The following is a 24,283-nucleotide window of genomic DNA, read 5'->3' as shown; positions in this document are numbered from 1 at the left end:
AGGAAAAGGGCGACTTCGGTCGCCCTTTTTCGTTTCTGCCTTTCGCAGGGCGCGGGCGCGCAGTGCTTTTCCTACGCTGAGACTGACGCTATGTTGCCTGCCCCGTTCCGGTCGTCCTTTCCATGCCTTATCTGCTTTTCGTCACCGTCCTCTGGGCGTTTTCCTTCAGCCTGATTGGCGAATACCTCGCCGGGCAGGTCGACAGCTATTTCGCCGTGCTCACCCGCGTGGTGCTGGCCGGCCTGGTGTTCCTGCCGCTGACCCGCTGGCGCGGCGTCGAGCCGCGCTTCATCGCTGGCGTGATGCTGGCGGGTGCGCTGCAGTTCGGCATTACCTACGTCTGCCTCTACCAGAGCTTCCGCGTGCTGACGGTGCCGGAAGTGCTGCTGTTCACTGTGCTGACGCCGCTGCACGTGGCGCTGATCGATGACGCGCTGAACCGCCGCTTCAACACCTGGGCGCTGCTGGCTGCTGCCGTGGCGGTGCTGGGGGCGGGGATCATCCGTTATGACGGCGTCAGCGGCGACTACGTCCAGGGTTTCCTGCTGCTGCAACTGGCCAATGCGACCTTCGCGGCGGGGCAGGTGTTCTACAAGCATCTGGTCCAGCGTTACCCCTCGGATATCCCGCAATACCGCCGCTTCGGCTACTTCTTCGTCGGCGCGCTGCTGATCGCGCTGCCGGGTTGGCTGCTGTTCGGCAATCCCGAGAAGCTGCCGACGACCCACCTTCAATGGGGCGTGCTGGTGTGGATGGGCCTGCTGGCTACCGCGCTGGGGCAGTTCTGGTGGAACAAGGGCGGCACGCTGGTGGATGCCGGCACCCTGGCGGTGATGAACAACCTGCACGTGCCGGTCGGCCTGCTGATCAACCTGCTGATCTGGAACGAGGCCGCCGACCTGCCGCGCCTGGCGCTGGGCGGGGCGGTGATCGTCGCGTCGCTGGGCGTCAATCGCTTCGGCCTGCGCCGCCGCCAGGAGCGCTTCGCATGAACATCTCCGGACGTGGCGTAGCGCTGTCCCTGGCGTCTTCCGTGCTGTTCGTGACCCTGCCGGGTTACATCCACTCGCTGGAGCCGCTCACCAGCATCCAGGTGATCGCGCACCGGGTGGTCTGGTCGATCCCCATGGTCCTGCTGCTGGTGCTGTTCACCCGCCAGGGCGGCGTGCTGCGCGACGCGGGGCGGCGCCTGCTGCGCGAGCCGTGGTTGCTGGCGTGCTTCCCGCTGACGGCCGCGATGATGCTGATCCAGTGGGGCGTGTTCATCTGGGCGCCCATGGTCGGGCGCACGCTGGAGCTATCGCTGGGCTACTTCCTGCTGCCGCTGACCATGGTGCTCTGCGGCCGGGTGTTCTACGGCGAGCGCCTGACCACGCTGCAGGCGATCGCGGTGGCCTTCGCGCTGGCGGGCGTGCTGCACGAGCTTTGGCTGACCCGCGCATTCTCCTGGTTCACCTTGATCACCGCGCTGGGCTATCCGCCTTACTTCATGCTGCGCCGCAGGATGGCGGTGGATTCGCTGTCGGGCTTCGTCTTCGAGATGCTGGTGCTGTTGCCGTTCGCCCTGGCGACCCTGTGGATAACCGATAGCGGCAAGGTGCTGGAGGAGGTGCCGCGCCTGTGGGCGTTGCTGCCGCTGCTGGGCCTGATCAGCGCGCTGGCGTTCGGCGCCATGATGGCGGCCAGCCGGCTGCTGCCCATGGGGCTGTTCGGGATTCTGAGCTACGTCGAGCCGGTGCTGCTGTTCGCCATCGCCGTGCTGTTCCTGGGCGAGGCGTTCAACCCGGCGCAGATCTGGACCTACGGGCCGATCTGGATCGCCGTGCTGCTGACTGGTTGGGATAGCGCGCGATTGCTGCGCCGGCAGGCGCGTCGCGGGCTGTAGGCGAGGGGCGGGCGAGCGCTCTCCCGCAGGGGAGAGCGCAGCGCAGGACATCAGTCGAAGCGACGACCGACGTCGGCCTTGGCCAGGGTTTCCGGCAGGATGCGGCGGGCCGCGGTGTAATGCTTCTTCCAGTAGTCGCCACCGAGGTCCGACACGCGGACTTTCTGACCGCGACGCGGGGCGTGGACGAACTGGTTGTCGCCAACATAGATGCCGACGTGGTCGACATTGCGGCGATTGTGGATGCGGAAGAACACCAGGTCGCCGGGCTGCAGGTCGCCGCGGGAGACCTTCGAGTTGCCGCGCATGCTGTACATCTGCTGCGCGGTGCGCGGCAGGTCGACTTCATCGACGTTCTGGAATACGTAGTTCACCAGGCCGCTGCAATCGAAGCCGCGCTTGGGCGACGTGCCGCCCCAGCGGTAGGGCGTGCCAATCATGCTGTAGGCACGCAGGGTCACCTGGTGCGCCTCGCTCTTGGTCTGCTTGACCGGCTTGGCGTTGAAAGTCAGCAGGGCGCTGCCCTGGACCGGGACGCGGAGATCAACCGGGGCGGGTTGATAGGTGCGCGTGATCTTGGAAGAGGCGGTGGCCTCGGTGGCGACCAAGAGGGTCGCCAAGCCTATGGAAAGGCATGTCAAAAGGGTACTTCGCATTCGGCATGTCTTCTTGCTGGTTGATATCGCCCAGGCTCCGCTGGATCGCCATTGTTGTCGGCGTGGTTTCCCTTGGTCCGCTCAAAAATTCCACGCATTCTGAACGACTTTTCATGACAGTTCGTACCGTCTGTCGATTCTGACTTCTCCCCTGTGACTTGCAGGACGTTGGGTGACATGTGCTCAGACGCATCAGTCACGGGCTGACCTTATATCCGGAAGCCCTATAAAACGGGGCTTCCGGCCGGCCGGCGGAAAACTGGCGGAGTACTAGCCAGAAGCCAGTCGCTTAAGAGTTCTTAAGGAAAAACCCGACGAAATGCAGGTATTTGAGCTGAACGAATCAGCCCAGATGGGCAAGCAGAGCGGGAAGAACCTGCTCGCGCAGCAGCGGGGCGAGATTCGGCGGGAGAAGGTCAGTGCCGGGATCCAGCCAGGCGAGCTCTTCCAGCTCGGCAGCGGGCTGGACCGTGTGGGGCAGGGCGGCCACGTAGACGTGCGCGTCCACCCGCATGTCGGACTCGTTGGCGGTCTCGGCCTGGAAATGGCCGAGTGGGATCAACGCAGAGCTCGCCAGGTGCAGGTCGAGTTCTTCGCCCAGTTCTCGCAGCAGGGCCTGGACCGAGGTCTCGCCGGGTTCGTGCTTGCCACCGGGGAGCATGAATGCCCGGGTGCCGCGCTTTCGTACCAGCAGCAGGCGGCCGGTTTCATCCAGCAGGCAGGCGGCGGCGATACGAATGGTGGCGGTCATGGCGAGGGCGTTTCCTTCAGAACCTGATAGCGCATCTGCACGATGCCGCTGGGGAAGCTGCGCTGCTCCAGCAGCTGCAGGCGTTGCTCGAGCCCGATGCTGAACAGCGGAATGCCGGCGCCGAGCAGGTGCGGAATGATGCTGACGATCACCTCGTCGAGCAAGCCCGCAGCGAGGAAATTACCTGCCAGGCTGCCGCCGCCCACCAGCCAGATACGCTCGCAGCCACGTGCCTCCAGCGAGGCGAGGGCTTCCATCGGGGTGTAATGCTCGAGCTGCACCTGGGACGCGGCCCTGGGCAGGTGGTTGGAGCGGGTCATCACCAGCGCGGGTTTGTCCGGATAGGGCCACCGCCCCTGGTTCAGGCAGAACAGGTAGGTGGCGCGGCCCATGAGCAGCCCGTCGATACCGGCGTAGAAGGCGTTGTAGCCGTGGTCGTCGGCCTCGCTGCCGTAGCCTTCGAGCCAGTCCACGCTGCCGTCGGGGCGGGCGATGTAGCCGTCGAGGCTGGCGGCCACGTAATAAATGAGAGTCGATGGCACCTGGATTCTCCTTTTTGTCAGGCCCATCAGAGCATGGCATCGGCTCCCGCGACGCGCCGGTACGTTTGTCGGGTTATTGACGCGCAGGATCGTAGGCGACTTCACCGGCAATAATTCCAGCGCGCCGGCTCGGCAAACATTAAGCTATGCAGCTATTTGGTCTTTACGTGATATCGAGGTCTGCCTTGTTCTCCCAATTCGCCCTCCACGAACGCCTGCTCAAGGCGCTCGATTCGTTGTCCTTCACCGAGCCGACCCCGGTCCAGGCCGCGGCCATTCCGAAGGCCCTGGAGGGACGCGACCTGCGGGTGACGGCGCAGACCGGCAGCGGCAAGACGGCGGCCTTCGTGCTGCCGCTGCTGCATCGCCTGCTCGCCGAGGAGAAGCCCAGGAGCGGCGCCCGTGCGCTGATCCTGCTGCCGACCCGCGAGCTGGCCCAGCAGACCCTCAAGGAAGTCGAGCGCTTCGCCCAGTTCACCTACATCAAGGCCTGCCTGATCACCGGCGGCGAAGACTTCAAGGTGCAGGGCGCGCGCCTGCGCAAGAACCCGGAAATCATCATCGGCACCCCGGGGCGCCTGAACGAGCAGTTCAACGCCGGCAACCTGCCATTGGGTGACGTAGAGGTGCTGATCCTCGACGAAGCCGACCGCATGCTCGACATGGGCTTCTCCGAAGATGTGCTCAAGCTCGCCGCGCAGTGCCCCGCCGCGCGCCAGACCCTGCTGTTCTCCGCCACCAGCGGCAGCGGCCTGCACGAGATGGTCGAGAAGGTCCTGCGCGAGCCCGAGGTCCTGCAGCTCAACCGCGTCAGCGAACTGAACGAGGACGTCAGCCAGCAGGTGATCCTGACCGACCACGTCGGCCACAAGGAAGAGCTGCTGCAGTGGCTGCTGACCAACGAGACCTACGAGAAGGCCATCGTCTTCACCAACACCCGTGTCGCCGCCGACCGCCTGACCGGTCGCCTGATCGCCGCCGGCCACAAGGTCTTCGTGCTGCACGGCGAGAAGGACCAGAAGGACCGCAAGCTGGCCATCGAGCGGCTGAAGCAGGGCGCGGTGAAGATCCTCGTCGCCACCGACGTGGCCGCACGCGGCCTGGACGTCGACGGCCTGGACCTGGTCATCAACTTCGATATCCCGCGCCGTGGCGACGAGTACGTGCATCGCATCGGCCGCACCGGGCGTGCAGGTGCCGCGGGCACCGCGATCTCGCTGGTGGGCCATGGCGACTGGAACCTGATGTCGAGCATCGAGCGCTACCTCAAGCTGCGTTTCGAGCTGCGGACCATCAAGGAGCTCAAAGGCACCTACAAGGGGCCGAAGAAGGTCAAGGCGTCGGGCAAGGCTGCCGGCACCAAGAAGAAAAAGGACGATGCGAAGAAGACCGGCAGCAAGTCGCCGGCGAAGAAGAAGCCCGCCGCCAGGCCGAAGTCCGGCCCGTCGAAGATCGTGAGCCAGGATGGCCTGGCGCCGCTCAAGCGCAAGAAGCCGGCGGCTGAATAAGCGTTCGCGTTACTTGAAACGCCTCCCTGACCGGAGGCGTTTTTGTTTGTGCGCCGTTACCCCAGCGTCTCCGGTGGCGGTTCGTAGCTGCCGGATTCGTAGCTGACGCCGTGACGGATCACCGGCGGGGCGTCGCCCGCATGCAGGCTGGTGACGTTGTCGATGATGGTCTTGTCCTCGATGGTCAGGCGGTCGAGCATGCGCAGGTGGCCGATCCAGTTGTCCACCAGGAACAGTTCCTGCCAGATCTCCGGGTTGCTCACGTCGCGGTACAGCGCCCAGCGTTCCGCGCCATTGCGCAGGCGCAGGCGGCGCAGCGGCTTGGCCGAGCGGACGAAGTCGCGGGTGCGCTCGGCGGGAATCCGGTACTCGATGGATACCAGCACCGAGCCGCGCTCGGGGTTGAACACGAAGGTCGGCTGCCCCGGCACGCCGCCCGGTGCGCGGGCGATGCTGGTCGAATCCAGCTCCGGCAGGCGCGAGTTGTAGAGCAGCGCCACCGAGACCAGCAGCAGGCATCCGGCGGCGATCAGTGCGCCCTGCACGCCCATGGTTTCGGCGAAGTGCCCCCAGAGGAATGAGCCCGCGGCCAGGCCGCCGTAGATCGCGGTCTGGTACAGCGCCAGGGCCCGGGCCTTGACCCAGTCGGGCACGAGGATCTGCACGGCGGAGTTGTACGTGGCCACCGCCGCGATCCAGCAGGCGCCGCCCAGCACCAGTGCCGGGAAGATCACCCAGAGGTTGTCGACCCAGCCCAGGGTCAGCATGACCAGCGCCAGGGTGGCAGCGGCGAAGCTGATCAGCCGGCTGCTGCCCAGCCACTGCCGCGCCTTGCCCACCATGGTGCTGGCGACTATGGCGCCCAGGCCCAGCGCACCGAGCATGTAGCCGTACACCGAGGCGCTGCCGTCCGGATTGCGGTGCGCCAGCAGCGGCAGCAGCGCCCACACGGCGCTGGCGGAAAGGCCGAATACCGCCGAACGCAGCATCACCAGGCGGGTGACGCTGGAGTACTGGGTGAAGCGCAGCGCGGCGATCACCCCTTCGAAGATGTGCTCCGGCGGCAGGGTGCGCTTGGGCACGTCGCGGCGCCATTGCCAGATCGCCCAGATCAGCGCGGCGTAGCAGAGGCAGTTGAACAGGAAGACCCAGGAAGCCCCGGTAGCCGACAGCAGCAGGCCGCCGATGGCCGGGCCTACGGCGCGGGCGACGTTGTAGTTGACGCTGTTGAGCAGCACCGCATCGCCGAGCATGCGCGGCGGCACCTGCTCGTTCACCGCGGCCTGCCAGGCGGGAATGGTGATCGAACTGCCCAGCGACAGCCAGAGGATCGACACGATCAGCATCAGCGGGTCGAGGTAGCCCAGGAACGCCAGCACCGTCACCAGCGCGGCGCCGGAGAGCTCCACCGTCAGGCCCACCAGCATGATCTTGCGCCGGTCGTGGTTGTCGGCCAGCACGCCGGACATGATCGACAGCAGCACCAGCGGCAGTGCCGAGGCGACCTGGATCATCGCCACCATCAGCGGGCTGGCGTGGGCCTCGGTGACTACCCAGGCTGCGGCGACCGACTGCGCCCAGGTACCCAGGTTGGCGAACAGGTTGCAGATCCAGATGATGCGGAACGCGGCGATGCTGAAAGGGGCGAGGACGCCGCTGCGGGGTTCTGCTGGATCGGGGTTGAGAGGGAGGTCTTGCTTGGGTGAAACGGACTGCAGCATGGGGACGCCCTTATTTCGAGTGGCCGGCACGCACGTGTAGCCGGTGCCTTTCCATGCCGGGCAAGTGTAGTGGCTGGGACCGTATGCGCCATTGATGATGGTCAGCCGTGGCGTTATCGGTGACTCGCGCTGGCAGACTTCGACAGTGCTGGCGGGGCTTCGGATTGTTAGGCTGCGTCGGAATTTTCCGTCTTGCATTGCCAATAAGAGCGAAGAGCCGATGAAGCGACTTTCCCTCAGCCTGCCCACCTGCCTGCTGGCCTGCCTGCTGGCCCTGCCGCAAAGCCTCTGGGCCTGGTCCAACCACACCCTGGGCAGTTACATCGCCCTGCAGCAATTGCCGGCGGTCGCCCAGGCGCCGGAAGTCGAGGTCGAGCCGCTGGAAAGCTTTGTCAGCCAGCAGCGCGCCGGCCTGGTGCAATTGCTGGACGAGCAGGAGGCCTATGCCCGCGAGCACTTCCGCCAGTACCCGCCACGCCCGGACGACCTGCGCCTGACCGAAGAGGGCCGCGACGACCTGCGCAAGGCCTTCCTCATGGCGCTGCGCCTGAACCCCGAGATCAAGCTGGCCACCGCCGTGCAGCCGCCGCCGGGAGGCGAGCTGCCGGGCGATGAACTGCAGAAGCATGTGGCGTTGCAGCCGGCGGACGTGCTGGTGTTCCGCAACCTGTCCGGCTGGAACCAGTGGCGCTTCGTGCAGTTGCAGGCCGGCGAGAAGATTGCCGCGCTGGACGTGCTGGCCAGTGCCGCCGACGAGCCGGACTTCGGCCACGACATCAACCTGTTCAGCGACAACCCCGGCGAAGCCGGCCAGCGCTACGGCTTCGGCCCCCAGCCGTTCGGCGACCCGCGCTACGAGTTCAGCTCCCAGGCGCCTTTCCACATGGGCTTCTACCACGAGGACGCGATCATCTTCACCGGCGCGCCGTACCTTGAGCGCAACTGGCCGGAGTGGCGCGCCTACCAGTTCTACGGCCTGGCGCGTTTCGCCTTCGAGAAGGGGCATCCTTACTGGGGTTACCGCTTCCTCGGCTGGGCGATGCACTACATCCAGGACATGACCCAGCCCTACCACTCGACGCCGCTGCCGGGCGAGACCACCGCCAGCATGCTGTGGACGGCGGGCAAATCCATGGCCGGTTTCGATGCCGACAAGCAGGCGGCGATCCAGCGCGTGGCGGACCGGCATACCGGCGTGGAGCGCTACGAGGTGGACTGGCTGCGCGAGACGTTGCGCCAGGGCGGGCAGTCGCCGTTGCTGGCGGCCTATGCGGATGTGAGCACGGATGGCAGTTATCCACCGTATTCGACGGAATATCTGCGCGAGGTGGTGGCGAGCGAGTCGCATGCCCATGCGGCAGCGTTCGATGCGGCGATCGGCCATTGGCTGGAGAACGAGAAAGCGCCGGCGGGGGATTTCAGCGCGGGGAACTCACCGGAGCCGTTCCGTCACGATGAGGCGCTGGATGAGCAGATCGTGCAGTTGATCCGGCACTTCGGCGCGCACAGTCGCAACATCGCGAAGGCGGCCCTGCAGCCGTAAAGAGGGGTTGGCATTCCCGCCGGGGCTGCGTGGGCCGCGGCGGGAGTGCGCAATTCGCTTAGCCGCCGGAGCAGCCGTTGCCCCACACCTGGTATTCGACGGTGTGGCGCTGACCCTGAGAATCTTCGTAGGTCATGCGCGCCGGCACGATGCCGCATTCGTTGGATACGTCGGTGGTCGAGATGACCTGGGCGACGTCCAGTTTCATGTCGTAGGTGTACTGCTCCACGGCCGCGCTTGGTGCCTGGTCGGCGGCGTTCGCCTGCTCGGCCAGGGCGAGCGAAGAGAAGCCCAGCATGGCCAGGATGACTACAGCTTTCATGAATTTACCTGCCTTGTTCCCGGTGTCCGGACGTGACGGGTCCGTGACGTTCAGCTCATGGCTGCATCGGGAAGCGTTGGGGAATGATGATGGCTCTTGGGTGTGTTGCGGCGCGCGCTGTAACAGCACGGAAATAATAGGATTTGCCTGACTCAAGTCATATATCCAGGCGCCAACAAGACTTCGTACTCAGAGGCAACAATCCAGGCGTGACGCGGGTTGCTGGGGTGGTGTGGCGGCGGGGTGTCGCAGATTGCACGGATTTGCGGCGGAGTTGCCGCTTAGCGTGGGAGCAACTGTCTTTCTCTGAGAGTCCGTGTCGGTGGCTCCCTCTCCCTAACCCTCTCCCTGAAGGGAGAGGGCGGGGGAGAGGGCGTCCCGGCGCGATATTTCAAATAGGAGCGGCGCCGCCCGTGCGGTTCGCGAGCAAGCTCGCTCCTACGAAGAGCGAGCCGGTGCTTACCTGTAGGAGCGAGCTTGCTCGCGAACCTCGGCGATCTCAGTCGCGCAGCGGCGATTGCGGATCGAGCAGCGAGGTGCGGATGAAGTGCAGGTAGCTGCACACCCGCCGCAGGGGAGAGGAATCGAAGTGCGGCGGACGCCGGTCATCCGTGGTGCGCGTGGCATGGATGGCGTGTTCCACCGCCGCCAGGGCACGCTGGCGGTTGCTCTCGCTGGGCTGGATGAACAGGCGGATCAGCGCCCGGCCCAGCGCGCGGATCGCCCGGCGCCAGGGCATGCGTTCGGCATACCAGGGCTCCTTCGGCAGGGCCTCCTGCTCGCGGCGCAGTTCGATGATCGACAGGCCGATCTCCTGCACCTGGAAGGTCCAGCGCAGCAGCCGCCGCTGCACGTCCGGGCGGCCTGTGGATAACCCGTAGGCCTGGTTCAGCAGGTCGCGGGTGCCGCTTTCGAAGTTCGATGACAGACCCTTCAGCGGATCGCTGATCACCCGCACCACGCGCAGGCGCAGCTCGGCTTCCAGGCGCTCCCACAGCCACGGCCGGTTCGGCGGCAGGATGACGATGGCCGCGACCACGGCCATGGCCATCGACAGCAGCATCGCCAGGTATTCGTTGATGAAGGTGTAGGCGTCGTAGCGCGCCATGTTGGCCGGCAGCGAGGCGATGCAGAACCACACCAGCAGGCCGACGCCGTAGCCGCTCCATTGCGGCCGGGTGATCAGGAAGGCGCCGAAGGCGAACACCGGTGCGAGCACGAAGCACAGCAGCGGGAAGCCGTCGATATGCGGCAGTACGCGGAAGGTGAGGATGAAGCCGAGCGTGGCGCCGAGCAGCGTGCCGAGGGTCAGCTGCAACGACAGGCGCTTGGGGTTGGGCGAGGCGGAGGAGAGCGCGGCGATCAGCACCGAGGTCAGCGCGAAGGTGGCGCCGCTGAGCCAGGAAGTCTCGATCCAGAACACCCCGCCGACTATCACCAGCAACGCACAACGAAAGCCGGCGACGGCAGCGGCGAGGGCATTGGCCTTGGGCGTGAAGCGCTCCTTCCACTGCTCGCGCTCGTGCTTGTGCGCCGCCAGCGAGGCGTGGGTCTGGGCGTAGTTGTGCATATCGTCGGCGAAGCGGTAGAGCAGCTCGGCGGCGGTCTCGAAATCCAGCTGGTCGGCTTCTCGCGGGCAGGTGTGGCCGAGGTTGGCGCGGGCTTCGCGGATGCGCGGCATGAGGTGGTGCTTGCACAGTTCCAGCTGCACGCTCAGGCGCTCGGCGTCCGCTTCGCCGAGCGGTCGGCCGTGCCAGCTGGCGAGCAGCTCGCTGACGTCGATCAGGCACGGCATCAGCACTTCCAGCACGTTGCTGGCCTGGCGTTCGCGCAGGCGATCGAGCAGGCGCTGCAGGGCATGGAAACGCGTGGTCAGCTGCATGAACTCGCTGTTCAGGCGCGCCAGCCGGCCGCTGCGCAGGCGCATGTGCGGGTCTTCGAAGGCGGTGACGTTGCGCAGGCTTTCCAGGCCCACCACCTCGGCGGCGATGCGTGCACTGGCCTGCTCGAAGCGCTCGCGCTCCAGCGTGCCGTTGAGGCCCGCGCTGGCGAGGCCGGCGAAATCGCCGAAGCGGGTGTTCAGCGCGTTGCGCAACGCTGCGGTACTGGTCTGCGGCAGGACCACGGCGCTGACCACGCCGGTGCAGAGAATCCCCAGGGTGATCTCGATCACCCGCCACAACGCCTGCATGAAGGCACCCTCGGGGTGCAGGGTGGCGGGGATGCCGATCATCACTGCGGTGTAGCCGGCGAGCAGGCAGGCATAGGCGCGGAAATCCCGGTAGCGTGCCGCGCCTGCGGTGCACAGGCCGACCCAGATCGCCACGCAGAGCAGGAACAGTACGCGCTCCTGGGCGAACAGGGCGATGAAGGTGACCATCACCGTGAGCCCGGCCAGCGTGCCGAGGATGCGGTAGAAACTCTTCGCCAGCACCTGGCCGCTCTGCGGCTGCAGCACGATGAAGGCACTCACCAGCACGGTGTTGGGCTGCGGCAGCTCCAGGCGGTAGGCCAGCCAAAGGGCGGTGAAGGCGGTGATCAGTGTCTTGAGGATGAACATCCAGGTGACGCCGTCGGTGTGCGCCCAGTCGGACAGGGCGAAACGCACCGCGGCGGCCTTGGGCAGGCGCACGGACAGACTGCTCATCGGGCTTATCTCGGCAGGCGTTGGTCGGGCTGGGTCGGGTTCTGGTGACCCTGTGGCAGGAAGGCGGAGCGAGGGGGTGGAAGCACGTTGCACAAAAGGCGGAGCACGGCTGCTTGTCCTGGGGCGTGGCGGGATACCGCGTTGGGGAGGGCGATTCTAGAAGTGCGCCGGGGGCAGGATAAGCTGACGGATGGGCGAATTATTGTTACCTGAAAGTACAATAATCCCGGCGCGGCACCTGTGCGACAATTCGCCGCCTGTCATGAATCTGTAACAAGGCGTTGCTCGCCCGTGCACCGTTGCAGAGGCCGCCCGCCGTGGCGTGGACAGGCTCTTCTGGAGAAATGATGGACCTGCTGCACAACATGCGTGCTTTCGTCTGTGTCGCCGAGACCGGCAGCTTCACCGCCGCCGCCCAGCGCATGGACCTCACCACCGCCTACGTCTCGCGCACGGTGGCCAAACTCGAAGCGCACCTGCGCACCCGCCTGCTGCACCGTACCACCCGCCGCATTGCCCTCACCGAGGCCGGCCAGCGCTATCTGCAGCGCTGCCAGCAGATCCTCGGCTACATCGAGGAGGCCGAGGCCGAGGCGGGCGACGCCCACGCCCGGCCCCACGGCAAGGTGAAGGTGCATGCCATGACCGGCATCGGCCAGCACTACCTGATCCGTGCGATCTCGCAGTACTGCGAGATCTACCCGGAGGTCACCTTCGACCTGACCCTGGCCAACCGCATCACCGACATCCTCGACGAGGGCTACGACATCTCCGTGGTCATCGCCCAGGAACTGCCGGACTCGGGCTTCGTGTCCAAGCGCATCGGCAAGACCTACAGCGTGCTCTGCGCATCGCCCGAATACGTGGCGCGCCACGGCATGCCCAGGCAGCTTGGCGAACTGACCGAGCACCGCTGCCTGCGCCTGGTGAACTCGGTGATGTCCCTGGACAAGTGGCTGTTCGACGGCCCCGACGGGCAGGAGATGGTCGGCATCAACCACAGCCATTTCCAGGTGAATACCGCCGACGCCATGACCGAGGCGGTGCGTGCCGGCATGGGCATCGGCGCGCTGCCGGTGTACTCCGCCGTGCAGGGCCTGAAGGACGGCAGCCTGGTGCGCGTGCTGCCCGACTACAGCCTGTTCCACCTCAACGTCTATGCGCTGTATCCGTCGCGCCAGTACCTCGATGCGAAGATCCGCACCTGGGTGGAGTTCCTCCGCGACTGCGTGCCCGGCATGCTCGAAGAGCATGAGCGGATGATGCTCGAGCATCGCACGCGCGCGCCTGCCTGAGGCGTCGAAGCGCAGCGTCGCTCAGCTGAAACCCCAAGCGCCCGGCCATTGCCGGGCGTATTTTTTGGTGGCTGGCGTTCCGCTCCTGCTAACGCTGCTTTGGGAAAAGACGAATTCTCCGAACGCCAGCATTTGCGTCAGTCTCCTCCCGAGCCTGCCACCGGGCTCACCTCGCAAGCACAAGAACAAATTGAGGGTGACGCGATGTTTGGAATGATGGGGCGGGCGTTGCTCGCCGTCCTGGCGTTGGCCTGCGCTACTGCCATTCAGGCTGCCGATGAACCGCGGACTGCCAATGAACCGCGAGCTTCCAGCGAACCGATTGTGATCAAGTTCGCCCACGTGGTCGCGGAGAACACGCCCAAGGGGCAGGGTGCGCTGATGTTCAAGCGCCTGGCCGAGGAGCGCCTGCCCGGCCGGGTGCGCGTGGAGGTCTACCCGAACTCCTCGCTGTTCGGCGATGGCAAGGAGATGGAGGCGCTGCTGCTGGGCGACGTGCAGATGCTTGCGCCGTCCCTGGCGAAGTTCGAGCAGTACACGAAGAAGGTGCAGATCTTCGACCTGCCGTTCCTCTTCGACGACATCGACGCCGTCGACAACTTCCAGCGCAGCCCGCAGGGCCAGAGCCTGCTGACCAGCATGCAGGGCAAGGGCATCCTCGGCCTGGCCTACTGGCACAACGGGATGAAGCAATTGTCGGCGAACCGCCTGCTGCTCGAGCCGGGAGATGCGCGTGGGCTGAAGTTTCGCGTGCAGGCTTCCGACGTGCTCAACGAGCAGTTCCGCCAGCTGCGCGCGATCTCCCGCAAGATGTCCTTCGCCGAGGTCTACCAGGGCCTGCAGACCGGCGTGGTCAACGGCACCGAGAACACCTGGTCCAACTACGAGAGCCAGAAGGTCAACGAGGTGCAGAAGTACTTCACCGAGTCCAACCATGGGCTGGTGGACTACATGGTGATCACCAACGCGAAGTTCTGGAACGGCCTGCCGCCGGACCTGCGCGGCGAGCTGGAACAGATCATGGCCGAGGTTACGGTGAAGGTGAACGCCGAGGCCGAGCGGCTGAACCGCGACGCCCGCCAGCGCATCCTCGCCAGCGGCACCAGCGAGATCCATCCGCTCACCGCGCAGCAGCGCGCCGACTGGCGCGAGGCGATGCAGCCGGTGTGGCAGAAATTCCGCGACAACGTCGGCGCCGATTTCCTCCAGGCCGCCGAGGCCTCCAACCGTCCCCATTGATCCGTCCGGCCCCGCCGGGTGGCGGGGCTTTCTGGAGCCTTTCCCATGAACCGACTCGTGCGTGTCTGGAACCACTTCGAGGAGGGCGCGATTGCCTTCCTGCTGGCGGCCATGACGCTGGTGACTTTCGTCTACGTGGTGATGACCAACGTCTTCACCCTGTTCTACGACCTGGGCGACCGCCTGCCTTCCATGCAGGGGCCGTTCTACGCCATCGGCGATGCGATCCTCGGTGTCGCCCAGGACATGTCCTGGAGCAACGCGCTGACCAAGGCGCTGTTCGGCTGGTTGATCTTCTTCGGTATCGCCTATGGCGTGCGCACCGCCGGCCACCTGGGCGTGGACGCGCTGGTGCGGCTGGCGCCGCGCCCGGTACAGCGCTGCATCGGCGTGCTCGCCTGCCTCTGCTGCCTGGGCTACGCCGGGCTGTTCATGGTCGCCAGCTTCGATTGGGTGAAGACCCTGTTCGTCGCCGGCATCGGCGCGGAAGACCTCGACCACTTCGGCATCCTCCAGGCCTACATCGCGGTGATAGTGCCCATCGGCTTCGGCCTGGTGGTCCTGCGTTACCTGGAAATCCTCGTCAACCTGTTGCGCGGTCGCCAGCTCGGCCTGGGGCTGGCCGACGAGGCCGCGGAAGCCTCCAAGCTGGCCGGCGAAGAAGCCGCGGAGAGCCGTCCATGACCGTGATGATCCTGTTCCTCCTGCTGTTCGTCTTCATGTTCATCGGCGTGCCCATCGCCATTTCCCTCGGGCTTTCCGGTGCGCTGACGATCCTGCTGTTCAGCCCGGACTCGGTGCGCTCGCTGGCGATCAAGCTGTTCGAGACCTCCGAGGCCTACACGCTGCTGGCGATCCCGTTCTTCCTGCTCTCCGGCGCCTTCATGACCACCGGCGGCGTGGCGCGGCGGCTGATCGACTTCGCCAATGCCTGCGTCGGCCATATCCGTGGCGGCCTGGCGATTGCGGCGGTGCTGGCGTGCATGCTGTTCGCCGCGCTGTCCGGCTCCTCGCCTGCGACCGTGGCGGCCGTGGGTTCCATCGCCGTGGCCGGCATGGTGCGTTCGGGCTACCCGCGCGAGTTCGGCGCCGGGATCATCTGCAACGCCGGCACCCTGGGCATCCTGATCCCGCCGTCGATCGTCATGGTGGTCTACTCGGCGGCCACCGAAACCTCGGTCGGCAAGCTGTTCGTCGCCGGCGTGGTGCCGGGCCTGCTGCTGGGCGTGATCCTGATGGTGGTGATCTACATCGTCGCGCGGGTGAAGAAGCTGCCGGCGCAACCGCGCGCCAGTCTGCGTGAATGGCTGTCCGCCGCGCGCCGGGCGATCTGGGGGCTGCTCCTGCTGGTGATCATCCTCGGCGGTATCTATTCCGGGCTGTTCACTCCCACCGAGGCGGCGGCGGTGGCGGCGGTGTACTCGGCCTTCGTTGCGCTGTTCGTCTACAAGGACATGCGCCTGCGCGATTGCCCGAAGGTGCTGGTGGAGTCCGGCCGGCTGAGCATCATGCTGATGTTCATCATCGCCAACGCCATGCTCTTCGCCCACGTGCTGACCACCGAGCAGATCCCCCAGCAGATCACCGAATGGGTGATGCAGGAAGGGCTGACGCCGATCGGCTTCCTGCTGATGGTCAACGTGGTGCTGCTGGTGGCCGGCAGCTTCATGGAGCCCTCGGCCATCGTGCTGATCCTCGCGCCGATCTTCTTCCCCATCGCCATGCGCCTGGGGATCGACCCGATCCATCTGGGCATCGTCATGGTGGTGAACATGGAGATCGGCCTGGTGCATCCACCGGTGGGGCTGAACCTGTTCGTCACCTCGGCGGTCACCGGCCTGCCGCTGGGCTCGACCATCCGCGCGGCGCTGCCGTGGCTGATGATCCTGCTGCTGTTCCTGATCCTGGTGACCTACGTGCCCTATATCTCGCTGGCGCTGCCCCACGCCCTTGGTATGTGACAGGTTGTCGCGGCCCCGTGAGTCCGTTGCCAAAACAACGGCTTATGGGGCCCATCACTACGACTAAGGATTGGTAAGACCATGGTCGTATGGTTCGGGGGAGGGTGTCGCCGTTACAACTGATGGCAACAAAAACAACACTCTTCACCGAGGTAAAACGCCATGACAGCGGCATCCGTGTACCCCGTGCGTCCCGAAGTGGCCGCGACCACTCTGACCGACGAGGCCACCTACAAGAAGCTGTACCAGCAGTCGGTGGTCAACCCCGACGGCTTCTGGCGCGAACAGGCCCAGCGCATCGACTGGATCAAGCCGTTCACCAAGGTCAAGCAGACCTCCTTCGACGATCACCACGTCGACATCAAGTGGTTCGCCGACGGCACCCTGAACCTCTCCTACAACTGCCTCGACCGCCACCTGGCCGAGCGCGGCGACCAGCTCGCCATCATCTGGGAAGGCGACGATCCTTCCGAGCACAAGGAAATCACTTACCGCGAGCTGCACGAGCAGGTCTGCAAGTTCGCCAACGCCCTGCGCGGCCAGGACGTGCACCGTGGCGACGTGGTGACCATCTACATGCCGATGATCCCGGAAGCCGTGGTCGCCATGCTGGCCTGCGCCCGCATCGGCGCGATCCACTCCGTGGTGTTCGGCGGCTTCTCTCCCGAAGCGCTGGCCGGCCGCATCATCGACTGCCGCTCCAAGGTGGTGATCACCGCCGACGAAGGTCTGCGCGGCGGCAAGAAGACCCCGCTGAAGGCCAACGTCGATGACGCCCTGACCAACCCGGAAACCAACAGCGTGCAGAAGATCATCGTCTGCAAGCGCACCGGCTCCCCGATCAAGTGGAACCAGCACCGCGACGTGTGGTTCGAGGACCTGATGAAGGTTGCCGGCTCCACCTGCGCGCCGAAGGAAATGGGCGCCGAGGACCCGCTGTTCATCCTCTACACCTCCGGCTCCACCGGTAAACCCAAGGGTGTGCTGCACACCACCGGTGGCTACCTGGTCTACGCCTCGCTGACCCATGAGCGCGTGTTCGACTACCGTCCGGGCGAAGTCTTCTGGTGCACCGCCGACATCGGCTGGGTCACCGGCCACACCTACGTCGTCTACGGCCCGCTGGCCAATGGCGCGACCACCGTGCTGTTCGAGGGCGTGCCGAACTACCCGGACATCTCCCGCGTTGCGAAGATCGTCGACAAGCACAAGGTCAACATCCTCTACACCGCACCGACCGCCATCCGCGCCATGATGGCCGAGGGCAAGGCCGCGGTCGAAGGCGCCGACGGTTCCAGCCTGCGCCTGCTGGGGTCGGTCGGCGAGCCGATCAACCCGGAAGCCTGGCAGTGGTACTACGAGACCGTCGGCCAGTCGCGCTGCCCGATCGTCGACACCTGGTGGCAGACCGAAACCGGTGCCTGCCTGATGACCCCGCTGCCGGGCGCCCACGGCCTGAAGCCGGGTTCCGCCGCCAAGCCGTTCTTCGGCGTGGTGCCGGCGCTGGTGGACAACCTGGGCAACATCCTGGAAGGGGCCACCGAGGGCAACCTGGTGATCCTCGATTCCTGGCCGGGCCAGGCGCGCACCCTGTACGGCGACCACGACCGCTACGTGGACACCTACTTCAAGACCTTCAAGGGCATGTACTTCACCGGTGACGGCGCCCGTCGCGACGAGGACGGCTACTACTGGATCACCGGCCGCGTGGACGACGTGCTGAACGTCTCCGGCCACCGCATGGGCACCGCCGAGATCGAGAGCGCCCTGGTCGCTCATCCGAAAGTGGCCGAAGCCGCAGTGGTTGGCGTACCGCACGACATCAAGGGGCAGGGCATCTATGTCTACGTCACCCTGAATGCCGGCGAGGAATCCAGCGAGCAGCTGCGCCAGGAACTGCGTGCCTGGGTGCGCAAGGAGATCGGCCCGATCGCCACCCCGGACGTGATCCAGTGGGCGCCCGGCCTGCCGAAGACCCGCTCGGGCAAGATCATGCGCCGCATCCTGCGCAAGATCGCCACGGCCGAATACGACACCCTGGGTGACATCTCCACCCTGGCCGATCCGGGGGTGGTGCAGCACCTGATCGACACGCACCAGGCCATGCGCGCGGCCTGATCCGCCGCCCGATGAAAAACGCCCCGCTTGCCGGGGCGTTTTCATTTCTGCTCTTTTGTTTACGCCGAAGCCTTCGCGAAGCACGAACGTAGGATGGCGTGGAGCGCAGCGATACCCATCAGTCCCGGCCACGCTGGAATGCGGTTCGCGAGCAAGCCGACCGTAGAGCGGATAGCGCGTCAGCGTTTCCCCCCCGCGCACTGCACGCTGGTGTAGCGAAGAATTCCGCCGCGGAGGACTTCACGGACAAGGTCTGTTCCTACAGTGTGCTTCCTGCCCACCGGTAACATTTCCCCGCGACAAAGTGAGGCGCCAGGAAACATTTCGCACAGCTTCGGTGCGTCTTTTCTCTCCGCACGGAATCAGTCAATATCGCGCACCCCGCGCAGGGACTGGGGTCCGATATTTGTGGCCCAATTACTGCAAGTAAAATGGGTTTTACTACCCGCTTTCGGATCACGTAAACTCCGCGCCGTCAAGCCGTCGGGGCTCCGTCCCCAGCGCTTCTATAATTACTTGTCGCATTGAAGAAATAACCGCTCAGGGGCTGTCGCTAGAATGCCGCTCACCCCGGTAGGCGCGCTTTTCAAAAGAATCGCGCCGGCAATGCGCAGACGAACAATAACCTTCACTTCTGCACGGGCAGCCTGGGCCAACCCCTTTCTCCTGCCAATCGAAGTCCTACCCTCGAAGGAGTTACTGATGAAGAAGTTTGCACTTCTCGGTGCGCTGGCCCTGTCCGCGCTTTCCCTGGTTGCCCACGCTGATGACAAGCCGGTCCGCATCGGCATCGAAGCCGGCTATCCGCCTTTCTCCTTCAAGACTCCCGACGGCAAGCTCGCCGGTTTCGACGTGGATATCGGCAACGCCCTGTGCGAAGAGATGAAGGTCAAGTGCACCTGGGTCGAGCAGGAATTCGACGGCCTGATCCCGGCGCTGAAGGTCCGCAAGATCGACGCCATCCTCTCGTCCATGACCATCACCGATGAGCGCAAGAAATCCGTCGACTTCACCAACAAGTACTACCACACCCCCGCGCGCTTCGTGATGAAGGAAGGCGTGACCCTGAACGATCCGCTGGCGGACCTGAAGGGCAAGAAGGTCGGTGTGCTGCGCGCCTCCACCCATGACCGCTACGCCACCGACGTCCTGGCCCCGGCCGGCATCGAAGTCGTGCGCTACAACTCGCAGAACGAAGCCAACATGGACCTGGTCTCCGGCCGCATCGACGCGACCATGGCCGACTCGGTCAACCTCGACGACGGCTTCCTGAAAACCGACGCCGGCAAGGGCTACGCCTTCGTAGGCCCGGAATACAACGATCCGAAGTACTTCGGTGGTGGCGCCGGCATCGCCGTGCGCAAGGGCGATACCGCCCTGGCCGAGAAATTCAACGCGGCCATCGCCGGCATCCGTGCCAACGGCAAGTACAAGCAGGTGCAGGATAAGTACTTCAAGTTCGACGTCTACGGCGAGAACTGATCCACGTCCAGAAGTGGCGCAAACCCAGGCCTGTTCCTGAAGTTTGTGCCACTTTTTTATTGGGGGTGAGCCTGCAGTCGTGCTCGCCCTGAGCGTCCGTGTCGTTGCGGGCGGCGTCCGGTTTCACGAGGTACGAAATTATGCTCAATGGCTACGGAGCCACCATCGTCGATGGTGCCTGGCTGACGCTTCAGCTGTCGTTGCTGTCGATGGCCCTGGCAATCGCGCTGGGCCTGCTCGGTGCGGCCATCCGCCTGTCGCCGGTGAAATGGCTGGCCTGGTGCGGCGACCTCTATTCCACCGTGATCCGTGGCGTACCGGACCTCGTACTGATCCTGCTGATCTTCTACGGCGGCCAGGCCGCGGTGAACTGGATCGCGCCGATGGTCGGCTATGACGACTACATCGACCTCAACCCCTTCGCCTCCGGTGTCGGCACCCTGGGCTTCATCTTCGGCGCCTACCTGTCCGAGACCTTCCGTGGCGCCTTCATGGCCATTCCGAAAGGGCAGGGCGAGGCCGGCTTCGCCTATGGCATGAGCCCGCTGCAGGTGTTCTTCCGCATCCAGGTGCCGCAGATGATCCGCCTGGCCATCCCCGGTTTCACCAACAACTGGCTGGTGCTGGTCAAGGCCACCGCGCTGATCTCCGTGGTCGGCCTGCAGGACATGATGTTCAAGGCCAAGCAGGCCTCGGACGCCACCCGCGAACCCTTCACCTACTTCCTCGCCGTGGCGGCGCTGTACCTGGTGGTCACCACCGTCTCCCTGGTACTGCTGCGCATGCTCGAACGCCGCTATTCGGTCGGCGTGAAAGTCGCCGAGCTTTGAGACCGGGAGCCTGATCATGATTTTCGACTTCTCCGTCATCTGGGACAGCCTGCCGCTCTACTTCAGCGGCCTGCTGGTGACCCTCAAGCTGCTGGCGATCTCGCTGTTCTTCGGCCTGCTGGCGGCGGTGCCGCTGGCGCTGATGCGCTGCTCGAAGAACCCGGCGGTGAACCTGCCGGCCTGGCTCTACACCTACGTGATCCGCGGCACCCCGATGCTGGTGCAGCTGTTCCTCATCTACTACGGCCTGGCGCAGTTCGAATTCGTGCGTGAAAGCGCCATGTGGCCGTTGCTGTCCAACGCCACCTTCTGCGCCTGCGCGGCGTTCGCCATCAACACCAGCGCCTACACCGCCGAGATCCTCGCCGGCAGCATCCGCGCGACCCCGCACGGCGAGATCGAAGCCGCCAAGGCCATGGGCATGTCGCGGATCAAGATGTACCGCCGCATCCTGCTGCCCTCGGCCCTGCGCCGCGCGCTGCCGCAATACAGCAACGAAGTGATCATGATGCTGCAGACCACCAGCCTTGCGTCCATCGTGACCCTGGTGGACATCACCGGCGCCGCGCGCACCGTGTACTCGCAGTACTACCTGCCGTTCGAGGCGTTCATCACCGCCGGCATCTTCTACCTGATCATGACCTTCACCCTGGTGCGCCTGTTCAAGCTGGCCGAGCGCCGCTGGCTGGCCTATCTCGCGCCGCGCAAGCACTGAGGAAATGACCGTGGAACGTATCGATCATCTGTTGCCGTGGAGCAGCCTGGGTAGCGAGCGCCGCCTGAGCGTGTTCCGCTACGGCAAGGGCTCGCGCAAGGTCTACATCCAGTCCAGCCTGCACGCCGACGAACTGCCGGGCATGCGCACCGCCTGGGAACTCAAGCAGCGCCTGGCCGACCTGGAGTCGCGCGGGCAACTGAACTGCGTCGTCGAACTGGTGCCGGTGGCCAACCCCATCGGCCTGAGCCAGACCCTGCAGGCCAGTCACCTGGGGCGTTTCGAATTCGGCAGCGGGAAGAACTTCAACCGCGATTTCGTCGAGCTCTCCGCCCTGGTCGCCGAGCGTGTCGGTGACCGACTGGGCGCCGATGAAACCGCCAACGTCGAGTTGATCCGCCAGGCCATGCGTGATGGCCTGGACGCACTGCCGCCGGCCTCGTCCGAGCTGCAGGGCCTGCAGCGCATCCTGCTGCGCCACGCCTGTGATGCCGAAGTGGTGCTCGACCTGCACTGCGACTTCGACGCCGCCATCCACGTCTATGCGCTCCCGCAGCACTGGCCGCGCTGGAAATCCCTCGCCGCGCGCCTCAAGGCCGGCGTGGCGCTGCTTGCCGAAGATTCCGGCGGCAGCTCCTTCGACGAGTCCTGCTCGCTGCCCTGGCTGCGTTTGGCGCAGGCTTTCCCGCAGGCGGCGATTCCGCTGGCGTGCCTGGCGACCACCGTCGAGCTGGGCGGTGTGGGCGATACCCGCGTCGACCAGGGGCAGGCCAACGCCGAAGCCATCCTCGGCTTCCTCGCCGAGCAGGGCCTGATCGCCGGCGACTGGCCGGCGGCACCGGCCGAATGCTGCGAAGGCATGCCCTTCGAAGGCACCGAATACCTCTACGCACCTCATGCCGGCGTGGTCAGTTTCCTGCGCCGGGCGGGGGAGTGGGTGGAGAAGGGCGACGCGCTGTTCGAAGTGGTCGACCCGCTGAACGACCAGGTCAGCACCGTTCGTGCCGGGACTTCCGGCGTGCTGTTCGCCATCGAGCGTGGGCGCTACGCCCAGCCGGGGCTTTGGCTGGCCAAGGTGGCCGGGCGTGAGCCGTTCCGCAAGGGCCGGCTGATCAACGACTGAATTCGAGAACCGACACCATGTACAAACTGGAAATCCAGGACCTGCACAAGCGCTACGGCACCCACGAGGTGCTCAAGGGCGTCTCCCTGGCGGCGAAAGCGGGCGACGTGATCAGCATCATCGGCTCCTCCGGCTCGGGCAAGAGCACCTTCCTGCGCTGCATCAACCTGCTGGAGCAGCCCCATGCCGGCAGGATCCTGCTCAACGGCGAGGAGCTCAAGCTCGTGCCGAACAAGGACGGCGCGCTCAAGGCCGCCGACGCCAAGCAACTGCAGCGCATGCGCTCGCGTCTGTCGATGGTGTTCCAGCACTTCAACCTGTGGTCGCACATGAGCGCCCTGGAGAACGTCATCGAAGCGCCGGTCCACGTACTGGGTGTGTCGAAGAAAGAAGCGCTGGAGAAGGCCGAGCACTACCTGGCGAAAGTCGGCGTGGCGCACCGCAAGGATGCCTACCCGGCCCACATGTCCGGCGGCGAGCAGCAGCGCGTGGCGATCGCCCGTGCCCTGGCGGTCGAGCCGGAAGTGATGCTGTTCGATGAACCGACTTCGGCGCTCGACCCCGAGCTGGTCGGCGAAGTCCTGCGCGTGATGCAGGACCTGGCCCAGGAAGGCCGTACCATGGTGGTGGTGACCCACGAGATGGGCTTCGCCCGCGAGGTTTCCAATCAGTTGGTGTTCCTGCACAAGGGGCTGGTGGAAGAGGCGGGCTGCCCGAAGGAAGTCCTGGCCAATCCGCAATCGGACCGCCTCAAGCAGTTCCTTTCCGGCAGCTTGAAGTAAGCTGTCTGTTACCGTCGCCTGGTGATCTAGCCGAATGACCGCACAACGCATCGGATTCCTCCTCTGGCCGCACACGCGGGCGCTGACCCTTGCGCTGGCCGAGGAGGCCCTGCGGGTCGCCCGCCGGCTGCATCCCGAAGCGCTTTACGAACCGGTGTTCATGAGCGCCGAGACAGTGGCCGAGGCGGAGGGCTGGCGTCTGCCGGGGCAGGCGTGGAATGGCGTGCTGGAGCAGTGCCAGCGTATCTTCCTGGTGGCCGACGAGGTTCCGCAGTCGGTCTCCGCGCCGCTGGCCGGCACGCTCAAGCAGCTCTCGCGCAGCGGCGTCAGCATCGGTGCGTTGTCCGCTGGTATCTATCCGCTGGCGCAGCTGGGGCTGCTCGACGGCTACCGCGCTGCCGTGCATTGGCGCTGGCATGACGACTTCACCGAGCGCTATCCCAAGGTCATCGCCACCAACCACCTGTTCGAGTGGGACCGTGATCGCCTGAGCGCCTGCGGCGGCATGGCGGTGCTCGACCTGCTGCTGGCCGTGCTGTCCCGCGACCATGGCGCAGAGCTGGCGGGCGCGGTGTCCGAAGAGCTGGTGGTGGAGCGCATCCGCGAAGGCTCCGAGCGCCAGCGCATCCCGCTGAAGAACCGCCTCGGCTCCAGCCACCCGAAGCTCACCCAGGCGGTGCTGCTGATGGAGGCGAACATCGAGGAGCCGCTGACCACCGACGAGATCGCCCAGCATGTGTGCGTTTCGCGTCGCCAGCTGGAGCGTATCTTCAAGCAGTACCTGACCCGCGTGCCCAGCCAGTACTACCTGGAACTGCGCCTGAACCGCGCGCGGCAGATGCTCATGCAGACCAGCAAGTCGATCATCCAGATCGGCCTGTCCTGCGGCTTCTCCAGCGGCCCGCACTTCTCCAGCGCGTACCGCAACTTCTTCGGCGTGACCCCGCGCGAAGACCGCAACCAGCGCCGTGGCCAGAGCGCCGCCGAAGCTGCCCCGGTGGTCGCCGAGCGCGGTTGACGCTGCGCCTTGCGTAGGGCAGATAACGCTGGCGCGTTATGCGCCCACACGCGGAATTGCCCTTTGTAGGAGCGGGGGTGGGCGGGGCCGATACGGGCGGGTGGGGCCGCGGTAAGCGGGTGGCGGGGCAGCGCGCGGCGACGGA

General features: G+C 65.5%; 21 protein-coding genes. 15 read left to right on the top strand and 6 right to left on the bottom strand.

The genetic code is table 11. From position 1 onward, the window contains the following. Positions 1–122 precede the first annotated feature (122 nt). Together ACCC94_RS07975 and rarD are read left to right on the top strand one after the other, a co-directional pair. Positions 123–992, top strand: a complete 870-nt coding sequence (locus tag ACCC94_RS07975; RefSeq protein WP_413348772.1) for a carboxylate/amino acid/amine transporter — start codon at positions 123–125, stop codon at positions 990–992. Further along, a complete protein-coding gene (gene rarD / locus ACCC94_RS07970) occupies positions 989–1,885 on the top strand; it encodes an EamA family transporter RarD (protein ID WP_413348771.1) in 897 nt (298 codons plus the stop codon). Before ACCC94_RS07975 ends, rarD begins: the two co-directional genes overlap by 4 nt. A gap of 50 nt (positions 1,886–1,935) precedes the next feature. Here rarD and ACCC94_RS07965 read toward each other — a convergent pair whose 3' ends face one another. The 3 genes from ACCC94_RS07965 to ACCC94_RS07955 form a co-directional block, all read right to left on the bottom strand. Further along, entirely contained in the window at positions 1,936–2,493 is a 558-nt protein-coding gene (locus ACCC94_RS07965) for a C40 family peptidase (RefSeq protein ID WP_413348770.1), read from the bottom strand. Positions 2,494–2,884: 391 nt separating this feature from the next. After that, positions 2,885–3,292 (bottom strand): NUDIX hydrolase, encoded by a 408-nt coding sequence (locus ACCC94_RS07960; RefSeq protein WP_413348769.1) that lies wholly within the window; start codon positions 3,290–3,292, stop codon positions 2,885–2,887. Next, positions 3,289–3,861 carry a dihydrofolate reductase family protein gene (locus tag ACCC94_RS07955; RefSeq protein WP_413348768.1) on the bottom strand — a complete coding sequence of 191 codons (573 nt, stop codon included), beginning with the start codon at positions 3,859–3,861 and terminating at the stop codon, positions 3,289–3,291. Before ACCC94_RS07955 ends, ACCC94_RS07960 begins: the two co-directional genes overlap by 4 nt. 143 nt (positions 3,862–4,004) lie before the next feature. Here ACCC94_RS07955 and ACCC94_RS07950 point away from each other — a divergent pair, with 143 nt between their 5' ends. Beyond that, entirely contained in the window at positions 4,005–5,342 is a 1,338-nt protein-coding gene (locus ACCC94_RS07950) for a DEAD/DEAH box helicase (RefSeq protein ID WP_413348783.1), read from the top strand. A 56-nt stretch (positions 5,343–5,398) separates the two neighbouring features. Here the strand turns inward: ACCC94_RS07950 and ACCC94_RS07945 are convergent, their stop codons facing one another. Then, complete coding sequence (locus tag ACCC94_RS07945; protein WP_413348767.1) at positions 5,399–7,063, bottom strand: MFS transporter; 1,665 nt, start codon at positions 7,061–7,063, stop codon at positions 5,399–5,401. Between the two features lie 220 nt (positions 7,064–7,283). Here ACCC94_RS07945 and ACCC94_RS07940 point away from each other — a divergent pair, with 220 nt between their 5' ends. Further along, positions 7,284–8,606 carry a phospholipase gene (locus ACCC94_RS07940; protein WP_413348766.1) on the top strand — a complete coding sequence of 441 codons (1,323 nt, stop codon included), beginning with the start codon at positions 7,284–7,286 and terminating at the stop codon, positions 8,604–8,606. Positions 8,607–8,664: 58 nt separating this feature from the next. Here the strand turns inward: ACCC94_RS07940 and ACCC94_RS07935 are convergent, their stop codons facing one another. Together ACCC94_RS07935 and ACCC94_RS07930 are read right to left on the bottom strand one after the other, a co-directional pair. Next, complete coding sequence (locus tag ACCC94_RS07935) at positions 8,665–8,928, bottom strand: DUF2790 domain-containing protein (protein WP_413348765.1); 264 nt, start codon at positions 8,926–8,928, stop codon at positions 8,665–8,667. A 499-nt stretch (positions 8,929–9,427) separates the two neighbouring features. Beyond that, positions 9,428–11,575 carry an FUSC family protein gene (locus tag ACCC94_RS07930; RefSeq protein WP_413348764.1) on the bottom strand — a complete coding sequence of 716 codons (2,148 nt, stop codon included), beginning with the start codon at positions 11,573–11,575 and terminating at the stop codon, positions 9,428–9,430. A gap of 347 nt (positions 11,576–11,922) precedes the next feature. Here ACCC94_RS07930 and ACCC94_RS07925 point away from each other — a divergent pair, with 347 nt between their 5' ends. The 11 genes from ACCC94_RS07925 (at position 11,923) to argR (ending at position 24,138) form a co-directional block, all read left to right on the top strand. Continuing rightward, on the top strand, positions 11,923–12,870 hold the full coding sequence (locus tag ACCC94_RS07925) for a LysR family transcriptional regulator (RefSeq protein WP_413348763.1): 948 nt from the start codon (positions 11,923–11,925) through the stop codon (positions 12,868–12,870). A 204-nt stretch (positions 12,871–13,074) separates the two neighbouring features. Beyond that, entirely contained in the window at positions 13,075–14,109 is a 1,035-nt protein-coding gene (locus ACCC94_RS07920; protein ID WP_413348762.1) for a TRAP transporter substrate-binding protein, read from the top strand. A gap of 45 nt (positions 14,110–14,154) precedes the next feature. Then, entirely contained in the window at positions 14,155–14,793 is a 639-nt protein-coding gene (locus ACCC94_RS07915; RefSeq protein WP_413348761.1) for a TRAP transporter small permease, read from the top strand. Continuing rightward, a complete protein-coding gene (gene dctM, locus ACCC94_RS07910) occupies positions 14,790–16,070 on the top strand; it encodes a C4-dicarboxylate TRAP transporter large permease protein DctM (RefSeq protein ID WP_151186375.1) in 1,281 nt (426 codons plus the stop codon). The genes ACCC94_RS07915 and dctM overlap by 4 nt, the downstream gene beginning before the upstream one ends. A gap of 162 nt (positions 16,071–16,232) precedes the next feature. Then, positions 16,233–18,188, top strand: coding sequence for an acetate--CoA ligase (gene acs / locus ACCC94_RS07905; RefSeq protein ID WP_413348760.1), 1,956 nt, complete (start codon positions 16,233–16,235; stop codon positions 18,186–18,188). A gap of 702 nt (positions 18,189–18,890) precedes the next feature. Further along, the gene (locus ACCC94_RS07900) at positions 18,891–19,670 is read left to right on the top strand and encodes an ABC transporter substrate-binding protein (protein ID WP_413348759.1); all 780 of its coding nucleotides are present in this window, start codon (positions 18,891–18,893) and stop codon (positions 19,668–19,670) included. 140 nt (positions 19,671–19,810) lie between these two features. Next, on the top strand, positions 19,811–20,500 hold the full coding sequence (locus ACCC94_RS07895; protein WP_413348758.1) for an ABC transporter permease: 690 nt from the start codon (positions 19,811–19,813) through the stop codon (positions 20,498–20,500). 16 nt (positions 20,501–20,516) lie between these two features. Next, positions 20,517–21,215 carry an ABC transporter permease gene (locus tag ACCC94_RS07890; RefSeq protein WP_413348757.1) on the top strand — a complete coding sequence of 233 codons (699 nt, stop codon included), beginning with the start codon at positions 20,517–20,519 and terminating at the stop codon, positions 21,213–21,215. Between the two features lie 10 nt (positions 21,216–21,225). Beyond that, complete coding sequence (locus tag ACCC94_RS07885) at positions 21,226–22,338, top strand: succinylglutamate desuccinylase/aspartoacylase family protein (protein ID WP_413348756.1); 1,113 nt, start codon at positions 21,226–21,228, stop codon at positions 22,336–22,338. A gap of 17 nt (positions 22,339–22,355) precedes the next feature. After that, the gene (gene aotP / locus ACCC94_RS07880; protein WP_316860555.1) at positions 22,356–23,120 is read left to right on the top strand and encodes an arginine/ornithine transport ATP-binding protein AotP; all 765 of its coding nucleotides are present in this window, start codon (positions 22,356–22,358) and stop codon (positions 23,118–23,120) included. 34 nt (positions 23,121–23,154) lie between these two features. Beyond that, positions 23,155–24,138: a transcriptional regulator ArgR gene (argR, locus tag ACCC94_RS07875; RefSeq protein ID WP_413348755.1), complete on the top strand. Its 984-nt coding sequence runs from the start codon at positions 23,155–23,157 to the stop codon at positions 24,136–24,138. The last annotated feature ends 145 nt before the right edge of the window (positions 24,139–24,283 follow it).

The organism is Pseudomonas sp. Pseusp97, from assembly GCF_047304025.1.
GTDB lineage: Bacteria > Pseudomonadota > Gammaproteobacteria > Pseudomonadales > Pseudomonadaceae > Pseudomonas.
The sequence above is the reverse complement of the archived record's forward strand: the minus strand, read 5'-3'. Positions and strand labels throughout refer to the sequence as shown.